The organism is Vibrio sp. CyArs1 (assembly GCF_022432925.1).
In the GTDB taxonomy this organism is placed as follows: Bacteria; Pseudomonadota; Gammaproteobacteria; order Enterobacterales; family Vibrionaceae; genus Vibrio; species Vibrio mediterranei.
Map to the genome: position 1 here is coordinate 17970 of NZ_JAKRBO010000006.1, position 19168 is coordinate 37137.

General features: G+C 44.7%; 17 protein-coding genes and 2 tRNA genes. 10 read left to right on the forward strand and 9 right to left on the reverse strand.

Annotation, left to right across the window (positions count from 1 at the left end; translation table 11 throughout):
• Positions 1 to 171: 171 nt before the first annotated feature.
• On the reverse strand, positions 172 to 1479 hold the full coding sequence (locus tag MMA19_RS17495) for an Hpt domain-containing protein (protein ID WP_240206808.1): 1308 nt from the start codon (positions 1477 to 1479) through the stop codon (positions 172 to 174).
• A 66-nt stretch (positions 1480 to 1545) separates the two neighbouring features.
• Positions 1546 to 2544 (reverse strand): nucleoid-associated protein YejK, encoded by a 999-nt coding sequence (gene yejK / locus MMA19_RS17500; protein WP_031494007.1) that lies wholly within the window; start codon positions 2542 to 2544, stop codon positions 1546 to 1548.
• Positions 2545 to 2628: 84 nt separating this feature from the next.
• Here yejK and MMA19_RS17505 point away from each other — a divergent pair, with 84 nt between their 5' ends.
• From MMA19_RS17505 to MMA19_RS17520, 4 genes are all read left to right on the forward strand, one after another.
• Positions 2629 to 2856, forward strand: coding sequence for a YejL family protein (locus MMA19_RS17505; RefSeq protein ID WP_006070060.1), 228 nt, complete (start codon positions 2629 to 2631; stop codon positions 2854 to 2856).
• Between the two features lie 26 nt (positions 2857 to 2882).
• Positions 2883 to 4706: a DUF3413 domain-containing protein gene (locus tag MMA19_RS17510; protein WP_240206810.1), complete on the forward strand. Its 1824-nt coding sequence runs from the start codon at positions 2883 to 2885 to the stop codon at positions 4704 to 4706.
• Positions 4707 to 4769: 63 nt separating this feature from the next.
• Positions 4770 to 4846: transfer RNA gene (locus MMA19_RS17515), tRNA-Pro, on the forward strand.
• 161 nt (positions 4847 to 5007) lie between these two features.
• Positions 5008 to 5098: transfer RNA gene (locus MMA19_RS17520), tRNA-Ser, on the forward strand.
• A 375-nt stretch (positions 5099 to 5473) separates the two neighbouring features.
• Here the strand turns inward: MMA19_RS17520 and MMA19_RS17525 are convergent.
• The 3 genes from MMA19_RS17525 to MMA19_RS17535 are packed head-to-tail and all read right to left on the reverse strand — an operon-like array spanning position 5474 to position 7131.
• The gene (locus MMA19_RS17525; RefSeq protein WP_006070058.1) at positions 5474 to 5662 is read right to left on the reverse strand and encodes a DUF2986 domain-containing protein; all 189 of its coding nucleotides are present in this window, start codon (positions 5660 to 5662) and stop codon (positions 5474 to 5476) included.
• Between the two features lie 54 nt (positions 5663 to 5716).
• The gene (locus tag MMA19_RS17530; protein WP_088875971.1) at positions 5717 to 6205 is read right to left on the reverse strand and encodes an NUDIX domain-containing protein; all 489 of its coding nucleotides are present in this window, start codon (positions 6203 to 6205) and stop codon (positions 5717 to 5719) included.
• On the reverse strand, positions 6202 to 7131 hold the full coding sequence (locus tag MMA19_RS17535) for a histone deacetylase (RefSeq protein WP_038229477.1): 930 nt from the start codon (positions 7129 to 7131) through the stop codon (positions 6202 to 6204). Before MMA19_RS17535 ends, MMA19_RS17530 begins: the two co-directional genes overlap by 4 nt.
• Before the next feature lie 54 nt (positions 7132 to 7185).
• Here MMA19_RS17535 and MMA19_RS17540 point away from each other — a divergent pair, with 54 nt between their 5' ends.
• Positions 7186 to 7872 carry an SDR family oxidoreductase gene (locus tag MMA19_RS17540; protein ID WP_240206811.1) on the forward strand — a complete coding sequence of 229 codons (687 nt, stop codon included), beginning with the start codon at positions 7186 to 7188 and terminating at the stop codon, positions 7870 to 7872.
• An 18-nt stretch (positions 7873 to 7890) separates the two neighbouring features.
• Here the strand turns inward: MMA19_RS17540 and MMA19_RS17545 are convergent, their stop codons facing one another.
• From MMA19_RS17545 to MMA19_RS17555, 3 genes are all read right to left on the reverse strand, one after another.
• Positions 7891 to 9843 (reverse strand): DNA topoisomerase III, encoded by a 1953-nt coding sequence (locus MMA19_RS17545; protein ID WP_240206812.1) that lies wholly within the window; start codon positions 9841 to 9843, stop codon positions 7891 to 7893.
• A 99-nt stretch (positions 9844 to 9942) separates the two neighbouring features.
• The gene (locus MMA19_RS17550; RefSeq protein ID WP_240206813.1) at positions 9943 to 10491 is read right to left on the reverse strand and encodes an NAD(P)H nitroreductase; all 549 of its coding nucleotides are present in this window, start codon (positions 10489 to 10491) and stop codon (positions 9943 to 9945) included.
• Positions 10492 to 10582: 91 nt separating this feature from the next.
• Positions 10583 to 12586, reverse strand: coding sequence for an NADPH-dependent 2,4-dienoyl-CoA reductase (locus tag MMA19_RS17555; RefSeq protein WP_240206815.1), 2004 nt, complete (start codon positions 12584 to 12586; stop codon positions 10583 to 10585).
• Between the two features lie 297 nt (positions 12587 to 12883).
• On the opposite strand from MMA19_RS17555, the gene sppA reads away from it, so the two are divergent.
• A complete protein-coding gene (gene sppA / locus MMA19_RS17560) occupies positions 12884 to 14737 on the forward strand; it encodes a signal peptide peptidase SppA (protein WP_006070051.1) in 1854 nt (617 codons plus the stop codon).
• A 113-nt stretch (positions 14738 to 14850) separates the two neighbouring features.
• A complete protein-coding gene (gene ansA / locus MMA19_RS17565; RefSeq protein WP_240206817.1) occupies positions 14851 to 15864 on the forward strand; it encodes an asparaginase in 1014 nt (337 codons plus the stop codon).
• A gap of 51 nt (positions 15865 to 15915) precedes the next feature.
• On the opposite strand, the gene MMA19_RS17570 is transcribed toward ansA, so the two are convergent.
• The gene (locus MMA19_RS17570; protein WP_240206818.1) at positions 15916 to 16365 is read right to left on the reverse strand and encodes a low molecular weight protein-tyrosine-phosphatase; all 450 of its coding nucleotides are present in this window, start codon (positions 16363 to 16365) and stop codon (positions 15916 to 15918) included.
• 96 nt (positions 16366 to 16461) lie between these two features.
• On the opposite strand from MMA19_RS17570, the gene cobO reads away from it, so the two are divergent.
• From cobO to MMA19_RS17585, 3 genes are all read left to right on the forward strand, one after another.
• Positions 16462 to 17070 carry a cob(I)yrinic acid a,c-diamide adenosyltransferase gene (gene cobO / locus MMA19_RS17575; RefSeq protein WP_038229460.1) on the forward strand — a complete coding sequence of 203 codons (609 nt, stop codon included), beginning with the start codon at positions 16462 to 16464 and terminating at the stop codon, positions 17068 to 17070.
• A gap of 322 nt (positions 17071 to 17392) precedes the next feature.
• On the forward strand, positions 17393 to 18601 hold the full coding sequence (locus MMA19_RS17580; RefSeq protein ID WP_240206992.1) for a NupC/NupG family nucleoside CNT transporter: 1209 nt from the start codon (positions 17393 to 17395) through the stop codon (positions 18599 to 18601).
• A gap of 217 nt (positions 18602 to 18818) precedes the next feature.
• Positions 18819 to 19112 (forward strand): hypothetical protein, encoded by a 294-nt coding sequence (locus tag MMA19_RS17585; RefSeq protein ID WP_006070046.1) that lies wholly within the window; start codon positions 18819 to 18821, stop codon positions 19110 to 19112.
• The last annotated feature ends 56 nt before the right edge of the window (positions 19113 to 19168 follow it).

The window sequence follows — 19168 nt, forward strand, 5'->3', positions numbered from 1 at the left end:
AGCCTCTGATCGTGAATAAATGTACAACACATTCATTATACTTCTAAAACACAAAGTTCTCGCTAAGTGTCAGTATTTTTGAGTGATTTTGACAAACTCTTTTCAAGGTGCATCTTCAACCTTTAACCTAAATGCGTGAAAGCCTTAGGCTGTTTTCGCTAATTCAAAGTACTAGGTCGTCGATTGCGCAATGTAGGCCTGCGCTGACACTATCGCTTGCTGTAAATTATTATCCAGCTCAGCGAGCACTGTTTCAGATAGTGTTTGACTCTCTTTCAAGCTTTTTTCCGCTACTGTCGCAACATTACGAAGTTCATCAGCAAAAATACTTCCAGAAACGCCTTTCAACGTATGAGCAATACGCGTGGCTTGTTCAATGTCGTCGGTTAAATGTTGTTGTAATCTTTCTGCATCTTGCGCGTGCTCTGAAACAAATACCCCCAATAGCAACAACATAGACTCTCGGTCACCGTCAAGAGTGTTCAGCATCTTTGAGAAATCTATCGCCTCAGAAAGCTCCTTCCTTTGAGCTGGAGCTTGCTGCTCAGTTTCTACCTCAGTCTCCACATTCAGCGCGGTTTTGGGTTGATTAGGCACGGCTTGTGATTCAATTTCCACAGCGAGTGCTAATTCAGGTTCTGAGATGTGCAGCTCCTGCTCAACCGAGCTTTCCGTCGCCAATGACTGTGTAGTAGGCTGCAATTGACTATCCTGAGCGACACGCATTGTCCGGATCGCAATTAGGATGATTAGAGCCATCGCGACAATACTCAGCATTACTATAATTAATATTTGATGATTAACGATAAGCTTAGATTGATCCGTTCTTTGAGAAAGCTCACGCATTACCGGGTGATTTACAACTCGTTCGATTAGGAACTCAGTATTCGCAGATTGTGAGAGTAGAACCGATGCTTGAGAGTTTAGAGCTAATAGCTCCAACCTATCCTCTTCTGGTAGTTGATACGCCGCGCGCTGAATTTCTTCTAGACGCAGATAGACTTGTCTTGGCTCGATAGATTCATTAAACAATGTGTCCAATACTACATAAGACAATTGATTACTTAGCGCTTTTGCACTTGCACTAAATGTTGGCGTTTGCTCGCTAACTCGCGCGATAAACTCATCAAGACGAGTTTCATCACTTGCAAGCAATTCTGCCTGCTCAACAAACCGTTCTAGCAAATATACAGTGTGTGATACGTCGGAAAGTAGATCCGAGCTGGTTAGAGATTTAAGTTGAATCGCTTGCGCATGTATTAACTGAATATCAAGCTCTATCTGTTCCGAAAACTTAGAGCGATAAGGTTGAGGGAGAAAGAGAGTCTGCTGCAGCTTATTGATACTAATGGATATCTCATCCATTAAATGGTTAATTTGATCTTCTTTAGAAGTCAGGTAAACGACAACCGAAATGGCCAGCGCCCACATCATGCCAATAATGGCAACGACAGTAAAAAGACGTTTATAAGAATTCAACAACCGTTCCCCTTTCTTGGTTCTTGCGATCTAAAAAGCGCTACACAAGGCAGCGCTTTCGTTATTTTATCGGTTCCGAGTCAACTGATCTCTGAGATTAGGAGGTGTCCCCTTGATCGTCAATGTATCAGTTTCTGGATCGTAAAATACGCGCTCACCCAGTAATAGACTATCAAAGCTTAAGTTCAGTCCACCACCTGCACCAACAAATTTTGTTAGCTTGCGAACTGTGGAGCGATCTGCTGGAAAACTGTCTTCAAGATCATAGCCTTGTTCTTGAGTGTAATCTAAAAAGCTCGCGCCTTCATTACTAGGTAACTCTCCGGACAGTTCTTTTATTTGAACTTCATCACCAGTCTTCAACTGATCACTGCAGTAATCAAAGACCTGCTTCTTGTAACTAACGGTTTCATCTTTATCAAGCTGAGCATCCGCACAATAATCCTCTACCGCTTGCATCAAAATGGTATTTTGCTGTTTAGTATCCAGCCCCACCTGTGCCTGCAAAAAGTCGAGGAAGAAGTCTGCTACTTTACGACCTACCCTACCTTTGATGTAGGTAAGATAACGGTTAGAGCTTTTATCTAGGTCATAACTGGTTAGGTCAATGCGTGCGGCAATGTCCATCTTGGCGATATCGAGATAATCAATTGAACCGATGTTCAACCCTTCGGTTATTTGCAAGCTGTTGTATGAAGGCAGCAAACCAATGAACAGATAGTCGGTTGCTAAAGACTGATACTGTGCCATTACCAAGGTACCCGCTTCTGCAAATGGGTATTTAGCTAACTCAGTTTTTAGTCGCTCGGCGCTGTCTTGCGAGAATGCGTAAAAGTCTTTATCACCTTTTAGCAACTCACCCAACCAAACTTGGAAGTCACTTTCTTGAGTGAAGGAACCAAATCCTTTTCCTGCTTTCGAATTAAATACGCGATGAAGCTCAGCAACAAGGCTTTCGGTTGAATTATCGTTTGGTAAAAGGGCCTCACGGTAATGAACAACCAGTTCTTCCTGCTCATTTATCGCCAACTGGTGTAAAATAACGTTAGATAGGTTCAAACTCATAGTGAAATTATTATCGTTGCTGTTTCGTTTGTGATGCAGAGTAGGGTATCATAAGCCGCTTTCATTATCATTAGCAGAGTCTTTATGCCAATTACATCTAAATATACCGATCAACAAGTTGAAGATATCCTTTCTGAAGTTGCAGCAGTGCTTGATAAGCATGGCGCAAGTGCAGAACTTTCACTTATGATTGCAGGCAATATCGCAACCAATGTCTTAAATCAGAACGTTGCTCCTTCACAACGCCAAGCAATTGCGGAAAAATTCTCTAAGGCTCTGATTTCTTCTCTAGAAACTAAAGACCAACACTAATCAACTACGGACAGAAAAAACGGCAGATGGTAGATAGCGAAAATTCATATGGTGAACGAGTCTCACGACTAGTCGGTTGGGGACACTGGTTTGCGTTCTTCAATATTATCGCAGCTATGTTGGTTGGCACGCGTTATATCGCCGCATCGCCATGGCCAGATACACTGTTGGGGCAGATCTATCTGCTGACCTCGTGGATTGGGCATTTTGGCTTTTTAGTATTTGCCTTGTACCTTTTAGTGCTATTTCCGCTAACGTTTATTGTTCCCTCGCGCAAGCTATTTAGGCTGCTTGCTGTTTGTTTCGCAACGTTCGGACTCACTGTCCTACTTATTGATACCCAAGCTTACCAATCCATTAACTTACACCTTTCCCCGGTGGTATGGGAACTACTGTTCAATGACGAAAGTAGCCCGGTAAGTTCGGACCTACAACATCTATTTATTGTGCTGCCGCCAATATTCCTAGCGCAGTTGGCACTTTCCGAGTGGGTTTGGAAGAAACAACGCAAACTTTCCCACAAACATGTTGGACGCCCACTCACGGCGGTGTTCTTCTTATGCTTTATTTCTAGCCATCTGATCTTTATCTGGGCTGATGCTTATTTCTACAACCCAATTACCATTCAAAAAGCGAACTTCCCGCTTTCTTACCCAATGACAGCTAAGTCATTCATGGAAAAGCATGGTCTATTGGATAGAGAAGAATACCTTCAAAAATTGAAAGAGAATGAAGGTGCGGTTGACCTTGTTAGCTACCCATTAACAGAGATAGAGTTCAATCGTCGCTCAGAAAATTTAAACGTACTTGTCGTAAGCATTAATAACTTACGCAGTGATATGTTAACTGCGGACACCATGCCAGTCAGTTATGGCTTCGCGCTAAACAACCAAAATTTCACTAATCACTATAGTTCTAGTAACGATGACTTTGGTGTATTTGGTTTGATGTATGGTCTGCCAAGTAGCTACGCAAGTAGCATCAAAGCTCAAGGGACTGCGCCTCTGTTTATGTCAATTCTTCGCGACCAAGGCTATAGTTTCAAACTCTATAGCGGTGATAATTTTGAAGATGATATTTATAGAGACACCATATTCCGCAAATTCCCTATGGTAGACCTAACCGTTCAGCAAGAAGGTGAAACGAACCCACCTGTCGTCTCTGACCTCACTGCCATCAAACGTTGGCAAGCTGATATTGAATCAGGGGCCGGAAAACCTTGGTTCAGCTACATAGAACTTACGACCGTTGATAACTTCGACGCCTATCAACCACAAGGCACTAACTTATCACCGGAACAGCAGTTTATTGCTGCTTATTCTGCTGCAGCGACAGCAGCGGATGGTGAGTTTGCTAAAATATTGCAAACAATCGCTGACCAAGGGTTGATGAACAACACCGTGATTATTCTTACGTCTAATCATGGCACTGAATTCAACGAAACGAAGACGCGCAGTTGGGGCTCTAATACCAACTACAGTCAATATCAACTTCGCGTTCCTATGGTGGTCCATTGGCCTGGAAAACTGGCTGCAGACTATACCCATATGACCAGTCACCTTGATCTCTCAGCAACCATCATGCAAGACTTAAGTGGCGTGTCCACGAATGTAAAAAACTACAGCAGTGGTCGTAACTTGTTTGATGAACGTAAACGCAAATGGATTATCGCAGGGGACACTAGAGAGCTCGCATTAATTACGCCGACAGATACTACTGTTGTCGATAAATTTGGTAATTACAGCTTATACGATCACAACTATCGTAAACTAGACGATAAGAATCCGAAGCTACCGATACTGATGCAAGGCTTCACAGAACTACAACGTTTCTACGCAAAAAGTCAGTAAATCAAGGATTTAATAACTCTGGACTCTTGACCTAGAAAATCCTCTGGTTTAGATTAATCCCATCGGACTGTAGCGCAGCTTGGTAGCGCACCGTCATGGGGTGTCGGGGGTCGCTGGTTCAAATCCAGTCAGTCCGACCATATTCAAGCCCCTAGTGAAAACTAGGGGCTTTTTACTAAAGAAATGTTTAGTTTATAGACACCCAGACCTATTTTTTAATTCAAGTGCTTATAATTGCAGCAAACAGTTAAAATAAGGGTTTACAAACAGTAAGATGCCTATTATTATGCGCATCAACAACGGAGAGATGGCTGAGTGGTTGAAAGCACCGGTCTTGAAAACCGGCATACGTTAATAGCGTATCTAGGGTTCAAATCCCTATCTCTCCGCCACATTCAGAAAAAGCCGCTACCAAGTAGCGGCTTTTTTGCATCTAGCGTTTCTATACACCTACTTAACAACACGTATCAAATATCCACAGTGTGCTTACCTACAAACGTAAAGAAATGATGGTTTATACTGACTACACCGCCGAGTCATGGCGTAAAGCTGTATTAATACAATAAGTATGTCGATTTAAGGTCATAGCGATTCCTTTCCCTGAAAACGCTCACATGAACTTGTGCGTCTTATTTAAGGAATCTTGGCTTAAGAGTTTCTGGTGATACTTTTTGCACTGCGCAGTGCTTGAGAAGAAGCTGAAGTTGAAGTAATTGATATGGTTGGGGTTGAGCGGTTTTAAACTGCTCAACCAGACTTGCTAAACATTATGATGTTGCCTGTTCAGGCGCATCTAACACTTCATTATTATTTTGTGCTTCTTGCTCCGCTTCCATCTTCGCACGTTCGGCTTTAGATATGTAACGCGGTTTATTCTTCCCTGCGCCATTCTTTTTAGCGTTCGCTTTTTTCATTCGCGCTTTATGAATCTGGTTGATTTTTTTCTTACGGTTCATCGCAGGTACTCATTGGTTCTGTGTTGGTCGTGCATCATACAGAGGTTATTGCCGTTAATCTAGGTGGTTCACATCGTCATTCTCTCCTTGGACATAACTTCCTAAATGGGTCGCAAACTGCTTGGCTTGAATCAGTGGAAGTACCGTAGACACAATGTCAGCTGGAAAGACTTTGTATTGATTGAGATCTTCAACATCAACCCAAGCTACTTGTTGAATGTACTCAGAGTCATTAAGTCCCTCTAGGTTAACTAGAGAAAGCTCTCCTCTCCATGACTCAACTAAATAAAACAACTCAACGTGGTAGCGGTCGGATGAGGTCTCATGAAACTCTCGTACACACAATAACGGCCCGACGGTCACATCAAGGCCAGTCTCTTCACGAAATTCTCGCACTAACGCTTGCTTGGAAGACACATCCGAAATCTCAAGACCACCACCCGGTGGTATCCAGTATTCTCCTGAGTATTGGTCGCGCACACGAAGCATTAGTATCTTATTATTTTGTAACGCGATACCTGCCGCTCTTATTCTGTGCTTCATTTGCCGCTCCTTTGCTGGTATGCCGCATCGATAAGTGACATGTGAATAGGAATTAAATCGCTATGCTCTGTTCGATAACCACCACCAACGACACAAGCGACAGGGATACCTTTATTTCGACAGTAGTCCAGCATCCATAAATCACGCTGGCATACTCCGTCCAAGGTCACTTGTAGATAGCCTAGTTCATCGTCCTCGTGAATATCTACACCCGCGTCATAAATAATCAGATCGGGTTGATGCAGTCGTATTGCTAGTTCAACCACCTGCTTGAAGCTTGCCAAGAACTCTTTGTCACTCGCACCTCGACTTAAAGGCACATCCATATCAGATAACGGCTTTCTCGCGGGAAAGTTCTTTTCGCAATGAAGTGATAGAGTCACTATTTGATCAGTACCTGCGGCAAGGGTCGCACTTCCATCGCCATGATGTACATCACTATCAACAATCAATACTTTCTCCGCCCCATGCTCTATTGCATTTTGCGCGGCGATAATAAGGTCATTGAACAAGCAGAAACCACTACCAAAATCGTAATGGGCGTGATGATAACCGCCACTTAAGTGAATCGCTAAACCATACTCCATCGCTTGTTGTGCTGCTAAACACGTCCCACCAGCTGAGATCAGTGTTCGTTGAATAAGCTGCTCTGTCCAAGGAAAGCCTATTCTTCTTATCTTCGCTGCAGGTAAGCTTCCTGTGACCAAACCCTCAACATAGTCTCTACAGTGAACCTGTTGCACTTGCTCTACCGTCAACGGGCTAGGTGTTTTTATGACAAACGGAGATTCGGACAAGCGTAAATACTTTCGCTCAACCTCTTCATACAGCAAACGGTATTTGTTGATAGGATAACGATGTCCTTCTGGCAATGGTAAATCAGAATAGATAGGGTGATAAATCAAAGGAACAACGTTGTTGTGCATCAGACGCTCTAGATTTCATTTATAATGGGAGCATCTTATCGTTAGGGAGCACATATGAAAACCGTATTCATTACAGGGGCAAATCGAGGTATTGGTCTTGCTCTTACCAAAAGATACCTTCAATCTGGCTACCAAGTACACGCCACTTATCGCAGTGCATGCAACGCCAAGGAGCTGCTGTCTCTGGAGGTAAGTGAGTCAAACCTGTCTACATACTGCTTTGACGTCACCGATTATCCAACCTATCCGCAACTTCTCGCACAGTTACCCAACCTCGATATTGTAATCAATAATGCAGGCTATTATGGCCCCAAAGGCTACGGCTTCGGCAATACAGACATCGATGAGTGGCGCAAGGTATTGGAAATAAACACCATCGCTCCGCTTAAATTGGTGGAAGCACTCTACCCCAAAATCCAAAAGTCCACGATTAGGAAAATTGCTTGCTTATCTTCTAAAGTTGGTAGCATGACAGAAAACACATCGGGTGGTGGGTACATCTATCGCTCCTCAAAAGCCGCACTGAACTCAGTAGTTAAGAGTTTGAGTAACGATTTAAACCAAGAAGGTATTACCGTTCTGGCATTACATCCGGGTTGGGTTCAAACCGAGATGGGCGGTCCAAATGCTCTTATCTCAACCACAGAATCAGCATCTGGCTTGTTCAAGGTCATCGAAAACGCTAACTCCAACCAGTCAGGCCAATTTATTAACTTCGACGGTCAACCACTTCCTTGGTAGGTCACTAGTCATTCGATATTAGCTGCGGCTCTTGGTCTTACTAGGCGCTTTTTTTCCCTTACTAAAACGTCGTTTCTTAAATGCCGGTCTCTCAACTTTGGGCAAATTTTTGAGAGAATCCGGCACAGGACCTGACTTCACTTGTTGCATAAGCTGTTCAAGGCGGTTATTGAGCTCTGCCATAAATGGCGTATAGGACTGCGTTTTCTCAGCCATGCCTTGCAGCTGAAACTCCCAGTGTGCTGTCATATCAGGATAGGTCGATTCATCAGGTAGCGCATGAATTAAACCTCTTCCTGCAGAAGTGCTAATAACTGACTTGCCCTGACGATTAAGCAACTTGCGTTTAAAAAGTGTATCAAGAATACCCGCACGCGTTGCTTCTGTTCCGATACCATCGGTATCACGTAGGATTTTCTTCAGCGATTTGTCTTCAACGAATCGGCTGATACCGGTCATAGCCTGAAGTAATGTTGCCTCGGTGAAATGTCTTGGTGGCTCGGTTTTCTTCTCTGCGATCACACCTTCGCGACAGATGAGTTCGGTACCGACTTCCAAAGGCGGAACGGCATCTACGCCATCCTCTTGTTCATTAGCAGAGTTCCCTAACAAGACTCGCCACCCAGGTTGCTGCAAGCGCTTGCCTTTAGCAATAAAACAGCCACCTTGAATATCGAACTCTAACATGGCTTCGGCGTACACCGCGGCTGGATAAAACTGCATTAAATACTGACGCGCGATCAACCCATAGATTTTCTCTTCAAACCCAGATAGCACACTGCTGGTTTTCTTTGGTGTCGGAATAATAGCGTGGTGTGCATCCACTTTGCTGTCGTTCCACGCTTTAGACTTACGACTGCTGTCCGCGTCATCAACCGCCTGAGCATGCTCTCTGCTATTGTTCTTTATTGCACTTAGGACATCATTCGCTTGGTAAAAATGATCTTTAGGTAAATATCGGTTATCAGAACGTGGATAGGTAATCAGTTTGTGCTTCTCGTACAGAGCCTGACAAACATCCAACACTTGTTGCGCGCTCATATTAAAACGCTTGGCCGCATCAATCTGTAAAGCAGACAAAGAGTACGGTAAAGGTGCATTCTGTTTTGTCGACTTATGCTCTGACTTAGTGACTGTTGCTGGCTGTCCTTGAATACGACTCGCGACATTTTCCACCAGCTTTTTATTCAGCACTCTTCCTTCTTCATCTTGCCATGGTTGGCAGGCTTCACTTGGTTTCCATTTGGCACGAATGTCAAAGGCCGCGTGCGAATCTTGGTAAGGAATCAAGGCGTGCAAAGTGTAATAGTCTTTGGGAACAAAATTCTCGATTTCTTCATCACGGCGAACCACCAATCCCAACACGGGTGTTTGTACTCGCCCAACTGATAACACACCTTGATAACCCGCCTTTTGTCCGAGAAGTGTATAGGCCCGAGACATATTCATCCCATAAAGCCAATCCGCTCGTGAACGTGCTAATGCCGATACCGAAAGTGGAATAAACTCTTGATTCATGCGCATAGAATTGAGCGCTTTTTTTACCGCCGGAAGGTTTAAATCGCTAATCAATAAACGCTGAGCAGTATCTTTCTTGGCCTTCGGAACCTTACAGTAGTCGATGACCTCATCAACCAGAAGTTGCCCTTCCCTATCTGGGTCTCCCGCGTTAACAATACTGGTCGCCGTTTTTAGCAGCTTCTTTACCGCGGTGAGCTGTTTTGAAGCACTTTTTCGAGGTCTAAGTTGCCATTGATTTGGCACGATAGGCAGATCATTCAGATTCCACTTTTTATAACGCTCATCGTAGGCATCAGGCTCTACCTGCTCAAGCAGATGACCAATACACCATGTGACGACATCACCATTTCCACATTGGATGTATCCGTCGCCTTTCTTTTGAGGGTTTGGCAAAGCGGCGGCAATAGCACGCCCTAAGCTGGGTTTTTCGGCAATAAAGAGACGAGTCATAGAGAAGGTCACAGGTATCTGAAAAAATAAAGGTAAGCTTAACTAAGCTTACCTTTAAGAATCAAGAAAAACTGTATAAATAGCCAGTTAAATATTCCGTTATAGAAACTTAACGTATTTATTTAAATCACGCTCTGGCGCTTTCATTGGTGTACATCCGGGCGTACCGACGTAGAGAAAGCCAACGATTTGATCATCACCCTCAACGCCAAACGCCCGACGAACGTGTTCATCAAACATCCATTTGCCCGAACGCCAAAATGCTTGGAAACCCTGAGCCACAGCTGCCATTTGCATTGCTTGAACTGCACAGCCAGCAGAAAGATGCTGCTCGATTGCGGGTACCTTGTCATGTTGCGTCACTTTCGCAATGACGGTGATGACTAGAGGAGCACGAAAAGGGGCTTTGTTAGCTTTTTCAATCACCGCCTCGTCACTGCCCGCTTGAGCAGCGGCATCACTTAAGATATCAGCCAGTTTCTGTCTGCCATCACCTTGCGCCAGCACAAACTGCCAAGGAGTAAGTCCTGCATGATCCGGAGCACGTAGGCCCGCTCTAATAATATTTTCTAACGCTTCTCCTTCAGGAGCCGGTTCTGATAGTCGAGCAATCGAACGCCTATTGAGTAACAGTTCTAGGGCATCCATAACACTTCCCTTTTTGTTTGTTGTAATAACGCTCATTATAACAAAACGTTAACGTCATGACAGCAAAAGTGAGAACTGTTCTCAATGTACTTTATAGCTTGGCAGCTAATTCGACACCTTGGCGAATCGCTCTAACCGCGTCCAGTTCACCAGCATAGTCAGCGCCACCAATAACATGCAATTTGTCACCAAAGCTTTGCCACTGCTCTTCGAATGGTTTTACAGACTCTTGCCCAGCGCAGATGACCACTTTATCTGCGGGTATCAACTGTTCTTCACCTTTGACAGTAATGTGCAGACCTTGATCATCAATCTTGTTATAAGTCACGCCACCTAAAAGATGTACACCTCTCTTTTCAAGGGTTTTCTTGTGGATCCAGCCTGTCGTTTTACCCGGGCCTTTACCTACTCTGCCTTCTTTACGCTGCATTACCCAGACATTGGTATCGGTCACTTCTTCCGGGAATGGGAATAGGCCACCTGGATGCTCGATGGTTTTGTCGATGCCCCATTCGTGTAACCAGTCATCTAACGTCTGACCATAAGGTTCAGTAATCATGCTCGCAACATCGACCCCAATACCACCTGCTCCCATGATCGCCACGTTGTCACCTACTGGTGTCTTATCGCGAATCAATGTTTGATAGTCGATGACTTTATCTTGGTTATCGATACCTTCAAGCTTAGGCATTCTTGGCTGAACACCGGACGCCATCACTACTTCATCATATTCGCGTAGCAGATCAGCCGTCGCTTCGGTGTCAAGATGTAGCTTAACGCCGGTCTCTTCAATACGGTTAGCAAAGTAACGGATAGTTTCTCTGAATTCTTCTTTGCCTGGGATTTGCATCGCTAAACGGAACTGGCCACCAATGCGGTCACTCTTCTCGAAAAGATCCACAGAATGGCCTTTTTCCGCCAACATGGTCGCACACGCTAATCCGGCAGGTCCAGCACCTACAACGGCAATGGTCTTACTATTTACTGCCTTCTTGACGATTAAGTCCGTTTCATAACACGCTTGAGGGTTGACCAAACAAGTGGCGCGCTTGCCTTTGAATGCATTATCCAAGCACGCTTGGTTACAACCTATACACGTATTGATTAGTTGTGACTTGCCTTGCTCTGCCTTCGCGATAAAGTTTGGGTCGGCCAAGAAAGGTCTCGCCATCGAGACCATATCAGCGTGCCCTGATGAAAGTATCCGCTCGGCTTCTTCCGGTGTATTTATTCGGTTAGTCGTGATAACAGGCACATTGAGATAAGGACGGATTTTTTCGGTTACCCAGGTGAAAGCACCACGAGGAACTTGAGTGGCAATCGTCGGTACTTTCGCTTCGTGCCAACCGATACCAGTATTGATTATCGTTACGCCAGCCTGCTCTAGCGCCTGTCCAAGCTGCACTACTTCTTCAAAGGTACTGCCTTGCTCGACCAGATCCAGCATCGAGAGTCGGAAAATAATAATAAATTCTTTACCCACAGCCGCTCTTACTGCTTTAACAATTTCTAACGGCAAGCGGATACGGTTTTCATAACTACCACCCCACTCATCGTAGCGAACATTGGTGCGCTTACAGATGAACTGGTTGATGAAGTAACCTTCCGAACCCATGATTTCAACACCGTCATACCCTGCTTCTTGCGCCAGTGATGCACTGTTTGCATAAGCGTCGATAGTCTTCCAGATTTGACGGCTGCTCATTTCACTGGGTGCAAAAGGAGAAATAGGTGATTTTATTTTCGATGCGCTTTGTGAAAACGGGTGGTAACCATAACGACCAGCGTGAAGAATTTGCAATGCGATTTTACCGCCATGCTTATGCACAGCCTCAGTAACAACTTTATGCGCTTTGGCATGTTTTGGCTTGCTAAATTCAGCAGCAAAAGGGGCAAGACGTCCGCGAAGGTTTGGCGCAAATCCGCCAGTGACAATCAGTCCCACTCCACCTTTGGCTCGCTCTTCATAAAATGCAGCAAGCTTATGCAGTCCTTCCTTGTGTTCTTCAAGACCTGTGTGCATCGATCCCATCAGCACACGATTACGTAGTTGGGTAAATCCTAAATCCAGAGGCTTAAGTAAGTTCGGGTACATAGCAGACTTCACTTCCGTTGTTATAGTTGTGGTCTGACCAGAATATTATGTAAAGGTTAAAAAATCAAACTAGCGTTTACATTTTCTCAACATTATTAAAAATTTTTCCTGAATATTTGAACTTAATCTAGTATGTTAAGTCTTTAATTTTTATTCACTTAAAACCTTGATTGAGTGATAGTGGCAACAAGCACGTACAATTACATTATTCATACAGCGAATCTGCCACGCCAACGCTACACTAGTAATTGATGTTTAGGGACAAAAACACTCACCAATTGGTGATGTGGAGAGATGATGAAAAAAGTATTTCGATTTATCGGTTTGATCTTCAAAGGGTTCTGGAAAGTCATTAACTTTACCAGACTTGCCATTATTAACCTGCTCTTCTTTGCTGTGATTGCAATGATCTATTTTGCTTTCACTCAAGTCGAACCTGCGCCAGCTACCGTCAAAAAAGAGTCAGCGTTAGTCCTGAACATTTCTGGGCCTATCGTCGAGCAAAGCAGTTATGTGAATCCTATGGATTCTGTCACTGGATCACTGTTCGGGCGCGACCTTCCAAAAGAAAACGTTCTGTTTGATATAGTAGATTCAATCCGCCACGCATCGACTGATGATTCTGTAAAAGGATTAGTGCTATCGTTGAGAGACATGCCGGAAACTAGTTTAACCAAACTTCGCTACATTGCTAAAGCGTTGAATGAGTTTAAGGCGACAGGCAAGCCTATCTATGCCTACGGTGCTTTCTACAATCAAAGTCAATACTATCTAGCCAGCTATGCCGACAAAGTCTACCTTGCTCCTGATGGTGCGGTACTTATCAAAGGCTACAGCGCGTACTCAATGTACTACAAGACGTTACTCGAAAAACTCGATGTGACAACTCATGTATTCAGAGTCGGTACTTACAAATCCGCGGTCGAGCCATTCCTTCGTGATGACATGTCTGATGCAGCGAAAGAATCTGCCACTCGCTGGGTTTCACAGCTATGGGGCGCTTACGTAGATGATGTTGCCTCTAACCGTCAAATCGAAACTAGCGTTTTAACGCCAACCATGGATGAATTTCTTAAAGAACTAGAAGCTGCTGACGGCGATTTAGCCGCATTATCTAAGCAACTAGGATTGGTCGACGAACTTGTTACCAAACAGCAAGTCAATCAGGCTATGGTCGAGGCATTTGGTAGCGACGGCGATGGTGGCTTTAACGCTGTGGGTTATTACGAGTACTTGGCATCCATGCCATACGACCTACCTAAGCAACCCGACAATCAAGTTGCCGTCATCGTAGCGAGCGGCACCATCATGGATGGTGAGCAACCACGTGGTACTGTCGGCGGTGATACAACAGCAGCCCTTCTCAAACAGGCTCGTGAAAACGACTCCGTTAAGTCCGTGGTATTACGTGTTGACAGCCCAGGTGGAAGTGCATTTGCTTCAGAAGTGATTCGCAACGAGGTTCAAGCGCTGCGCGATGCTGGTAAGCCTGTCGTAGTGTCCATGTCGAGTGTTGCTGCCTCCGGTGGTTATTGGATTTCTATGAACGCTAATAAGATCATGGCACAGCCAACGACCATCACTGGTTCAATCGGTATCTTTAGTGTGGTAACAACCTTCGAGAAAGGGTTAAACAATATTGGGATTAATACCGATGGCGTTGGTACATCACCCTTCTCAGGCGTTGGTGTAACCACAGGCATCAGTGAAGGCGCGTCAAAAGCATTCCAAATGGGCATCGAAAATGGATATAAGCGCTTCATTACGTTAGTCGCGAATAACCGCAACATGTCTGTCACGGATGTCGACTCCGTCGCGCAAGGTCGAGTATGGACCGGTAAAGACGCATTAGAGCGAGGCTTGGTTGACCAGATTGGCGATTTTGATGATGCTGTCGCTCTCGCTGCTGAACTCGGAGGTATGGAGAAGTACGATATCTACTGGGTCGAAGAACCGTTAAGCCCAGCGCAACAGTTCGTCCAAGATATTATGCAGCAGGTGAAAGTGAGTCTTGGACTCGACATATCAGCTTGGGTCCCACAAAGCTTACTGCCTGTCGCAACTCAGTTGCAACAACAAGCCAGTTTGCTGGAAAGCTTTAACGACCCAAAAGGCCAGTACGTACTGTGCTTGACCTGTAATATCCAGTAGGCATGCCGAGCTAACAAATTCATTTATCTAGAGCCACCAATCGGTGGCTCTTTTGTTTGTTTTGGTTATAATCGCCTGCATCTGTTCCCCTTGATAATAAAGCGATCCCTGGCATGACAAGAAAACACATCTATATTGCGTACACTGGCGGCACCATCGGCATGCAAAAGTCCGATCACGGCTATATTCCCGTCGCCGGTTTTATGGAAAAGCAACTGGCTAGTATGCCGGAATTCCATCGCCCTGAAATGCCAGAGTTTACTATTCACGAATACGACCCGTTGATTGACTCTTCAGACATGACACCTGCAGATTGGCAACAGATTGCTGACGATATTCGTGATAACTATGACAACTATGACGGCTTCGTTATTCTGCATGGCACCGATACGATGGCGTATACCGCATCGGCACTATCGTTTATGCTAGAAAATCTAGGTAAGCCAGTCATTGTCACCGGATCACAGATTCCTTTAGCGGAGCTACGCTCTGATGGACAAGCTAACCTGCTGAATGCACTGCACATTGCGGCTAACTATCCGATTAACGAAGTCACACTGTTCTTCAATAATCAACTAATGCGCGGTAACCGCAGTACCAAATCTCACGCCGATGGCTTCAACGCGTTTACGTCTCCAAACATGCAGCCGATTTTAGAGGCGGGTATCAATATTCAGTTAGGTAGTGGTGTAGAACTGAACAAAATGCCTGAGGGCAAGTTTAAAGTACACGACATCACACCACAGCCTATTGGGGTCATTACTATGTACCCAGGCATCTCACATGAAGTGATTCGTAACACGCTACTTCAACCTGTTAACGCTATGATATTGCTTACTTTCGGTGTAGGTAATGCACCACAAAACCCTGAGCTTCTCGCACACCTAAAAGAAGCCTCTGAACGTGGCGTGATTGTGGTCAACCTTACCCAATGTCTAGCAGGTAAAGTTAATATGGGCGGTTATGCCACTGGCTGTGCCCTAGCCGATGCCGGAGTTATCAGTGGTTTTGACATGACCCCAGAAGCGGCTCTAGCCAAGCTACATTACCTACTTAGCCAAAACTTGGGCTACGAAGAAGTTAAAGCCCAAATGTTAGAAGTGCTACGTGGTGAAATGAGTAAATAAATCCTTACTATTGATCGTTTTAAAAACGCAGCTAAGCTGCGTTTTTTGCCATTAGACTTTGGCTAACACTGCATCGGCCGCTTCTTCAATGAGATCCAACACCAACTCAAAGCCCTGCTCTCCTCCATAGTAAGGGTCTGGGATCTCACTATCGGATGAAGAACCATGGCTAAGAAACAACGAAAGTTTGTACTTGAGATGTTGAGGACAACGTTGTTTAAGGTCGGCCAAGTTATCCTTATCTGCGGCTAGAATCATGTCAAAGATCTCAAAGTCTTCATCTGTCACTTGTCGCGCTTTTATTCCAGAAAACGAGTAACCACGAGCTTCGCCAGCGGCTTGCGCTCGCCTATCAGGGGCGTCACCGTGATGGTAGCCAATCGTCCCTGCTGAATCGATAAGGACCTCAACCCCTTGATTCGCTGCTCTAGAGCGTAATACCGCTTCGCCCGTTGGCGAGCGACAAATATTGCCCATGCAAACCACCAATATCTTTTTCATCCTATTACCCCTGAACTTTGTCTTGTTTTTTTCTGTTTCTATTTCATTATCATATACCGAACACAGAGGACTAACAGCTAAACATAAGGAATCACCATGTCACTCTCCGAAGAGCAAAAACAAGATCGTCATAAAGCACGACAACAGAAAGTAAAAGAAAACGTTGATAAAAAGATCGCCAACGCTCAAGAAGAAAAAGGTTTGTTGTTAGTCATCACCGGAAACGGTAAGGGCAAGTCCACATCAGGCTTTGGTACCATTGCTCGAGCCGTTGGTCATGGAAAGCAGTGCGCGGTTGCTCAGTTTATCAAAGGAACATGGGATAACGGCGAACGTAACCTACTCGAGAAGTTAGGTGTTGAGTTTCAAGTGATGGCAACAGGCTTTACTTGGGAGACCCAAAACAAAACCGCTGACACGGAAGCAGCTCAGTTAGTTTGGCAAGAATGTAAACGCATGCTTAAAGACGAATCACTTGATGTGGTTCTATTTGACGAACTGACCTACATGGTGAGCTACGGCTATATCGATTTGGAAGAAGTGGTAGAAGCGTTAACCAACCGACCAAAAATGCAGTCTGTCATTATCACCGGTCGCGGTGCTCACCGAACTCTCATTGACATTGCAGATACCGTTTCAGAGGTTAAAAATGTCAAACACGCCTTCGAATCAGGCGTAAAAGCGCTAAAAGGTGTCGATTGGTGATGTTCTAGCCAATCGAACCAAAAGAGTAAAAAATGAGATGTAAGTCTCATTTTTTACTGTATACTGCCCTCCCGTTTGTTAGAGCACTTCGCATTGTTGCGTAATCTTCTAGCTATACACCAATACAAGCCGTCACCAAGGAACTGTGAACGACCCAAGGATTTGGACCAGCTGCAATCTCCACGCTTGTAAAGGGTATAAAAATGGGCAAATTTATCTTCAGTTACCACAATCAGTGGTTTCCTCAGCTTTCCGCTGTTTCCTCTTGGTCATCGTATTCCATGCTTAACTGTCTAAGCTACGGTGAGGTGACCCAATGTTAATGACTATCCTGTTTGGTTTTGTAGGCATTATCTCGTTGTTAGCCATCGGTTTTATTTTCTCCGAAAACCGTAAAGCAATTAACTGGAATACCGTATTACGCGCACTCCTCCTTCAAACATTGTTTGCTGCTTTTGTTCTTTACATTCCTTTTGGTCAACATGTTCTTGGCGCGATGAGTTCTGGTGTTGCCAAAGTACTTAGCTTCTCCGACGTTGGTATTCAATTTCTATTTGGTGATTTAGCTTCTGAAGGCTTTATTTTTGCCATCCGTGTTCTTCCTATCATCATCGTTATTAGCGCTCTTATTTCAGCACTTTACTACCTTGGCATCATGCAAGCGGTTATCCGCGTACTCGGTGGTTTAATTCAGAAGTTCTTGGGAACAAGCAAAGCGGAATCGTTGGTGGCAACCGGAAATATATTCCTATCACAAGGTGAGTCCCCACTGCTTATTCGTCCTTTCCTTGCAACTATGACACGCTCGGAACTGTTCGCCGTCATGGCGGGCGGAATGGCGTCTGTGGCAGGTAGTGTTCTTGGTGGCTATGCCGGGTTAGGCGTAGAGCTAAAGTACTTAATCGCCGCAAGTTTTATGGCTGCGCCAGGATCCTTAATGATGGCTAAGCTTATCGTGCCTGAGCAACAAACTCCGGTAGCTCATGACTCTGTCGACTTAGATACTGGCGATCAAAGTAATGTGATCGATGCCTTAGCAGCGGGGGCCATGAACGGAGTAAAAGTTGCGGTCGCAGTGGGTACGATGCTTATCGCTTTTGTTAGTGTTATTGCGATGGCTAACGCCGCTATTGAATCCATCGCGGAGCTGTTTGGTGCGCAAAGAATCACATTACAACTGCTATTCGGTTACCTCTTTGCTCCAGTAGCTTGGCTTATTGGTGTCGATCAAAGTGAGATGCTGATGGCAGGGTCATTTATCGGCCAAAAGGTAGTCATGAACGAATTTGTTGCTTTCATCGACTTCATTCAGCATCAAGCTAGCTTATCGGAGCACAGCCAAGTTATCGTTATATTCGCTCTTTGCGGTTTCGCCAACATTGGCTCTATTGCCATTCAGCTAGGGTCTATTGGTGTAATGTCACCGGAGCGCCGCTCTGACGTGGCAAGCCTGGGCCTTAAAGCCGTGCTAGCCGGTACGTTAGCCAACCTAATGAGTGCTTGTTTAGCGGGCATTTTCATTGCGCTTTAACGCAAGGTAAAACTATCTTCAGGGTAGCAGTTTAAAGTGTCAGCTTGTTAGTACTTTAAATCTGCTATCCTCGCCTTAATTCTTACTGACTCCTCTCCCAGCAACAACACTCTGTCACCCCATTTAGGTACAATCAGACAATCAACTTGGCGTGAAACTGTCGTCACAATTGGTTAAATTAACACAAACACAACATCGTGATAACAAGGAGAGTTTCATGGAAAGTGGTCGTTTGATCCTATGGATTGGTAGTAATGAGCACCGATTTATACTTGGCCAAAGTTCAACTCAACCTATCAAACAGTTAAAGCAAGACTGGGAAAATATCGAGAAGAACCAACATAAGAGTAGCTATTCGATTACTCTGCAACATGACGGCTTACCTACCCATACTACTCACAACTTATACAAAAATATCACAATGGCCGCTGCCACAGCACTTATAGAATCATGGCAGCTTCTAGCAGTTGAGGAGCTCGAAGAAGAGCAAGATCTTGACTACCATTGGTAGCAACATCGCTAACGTAATTTGTTCCGCCATTACGAAAAAATGCCAGCGTGATACAC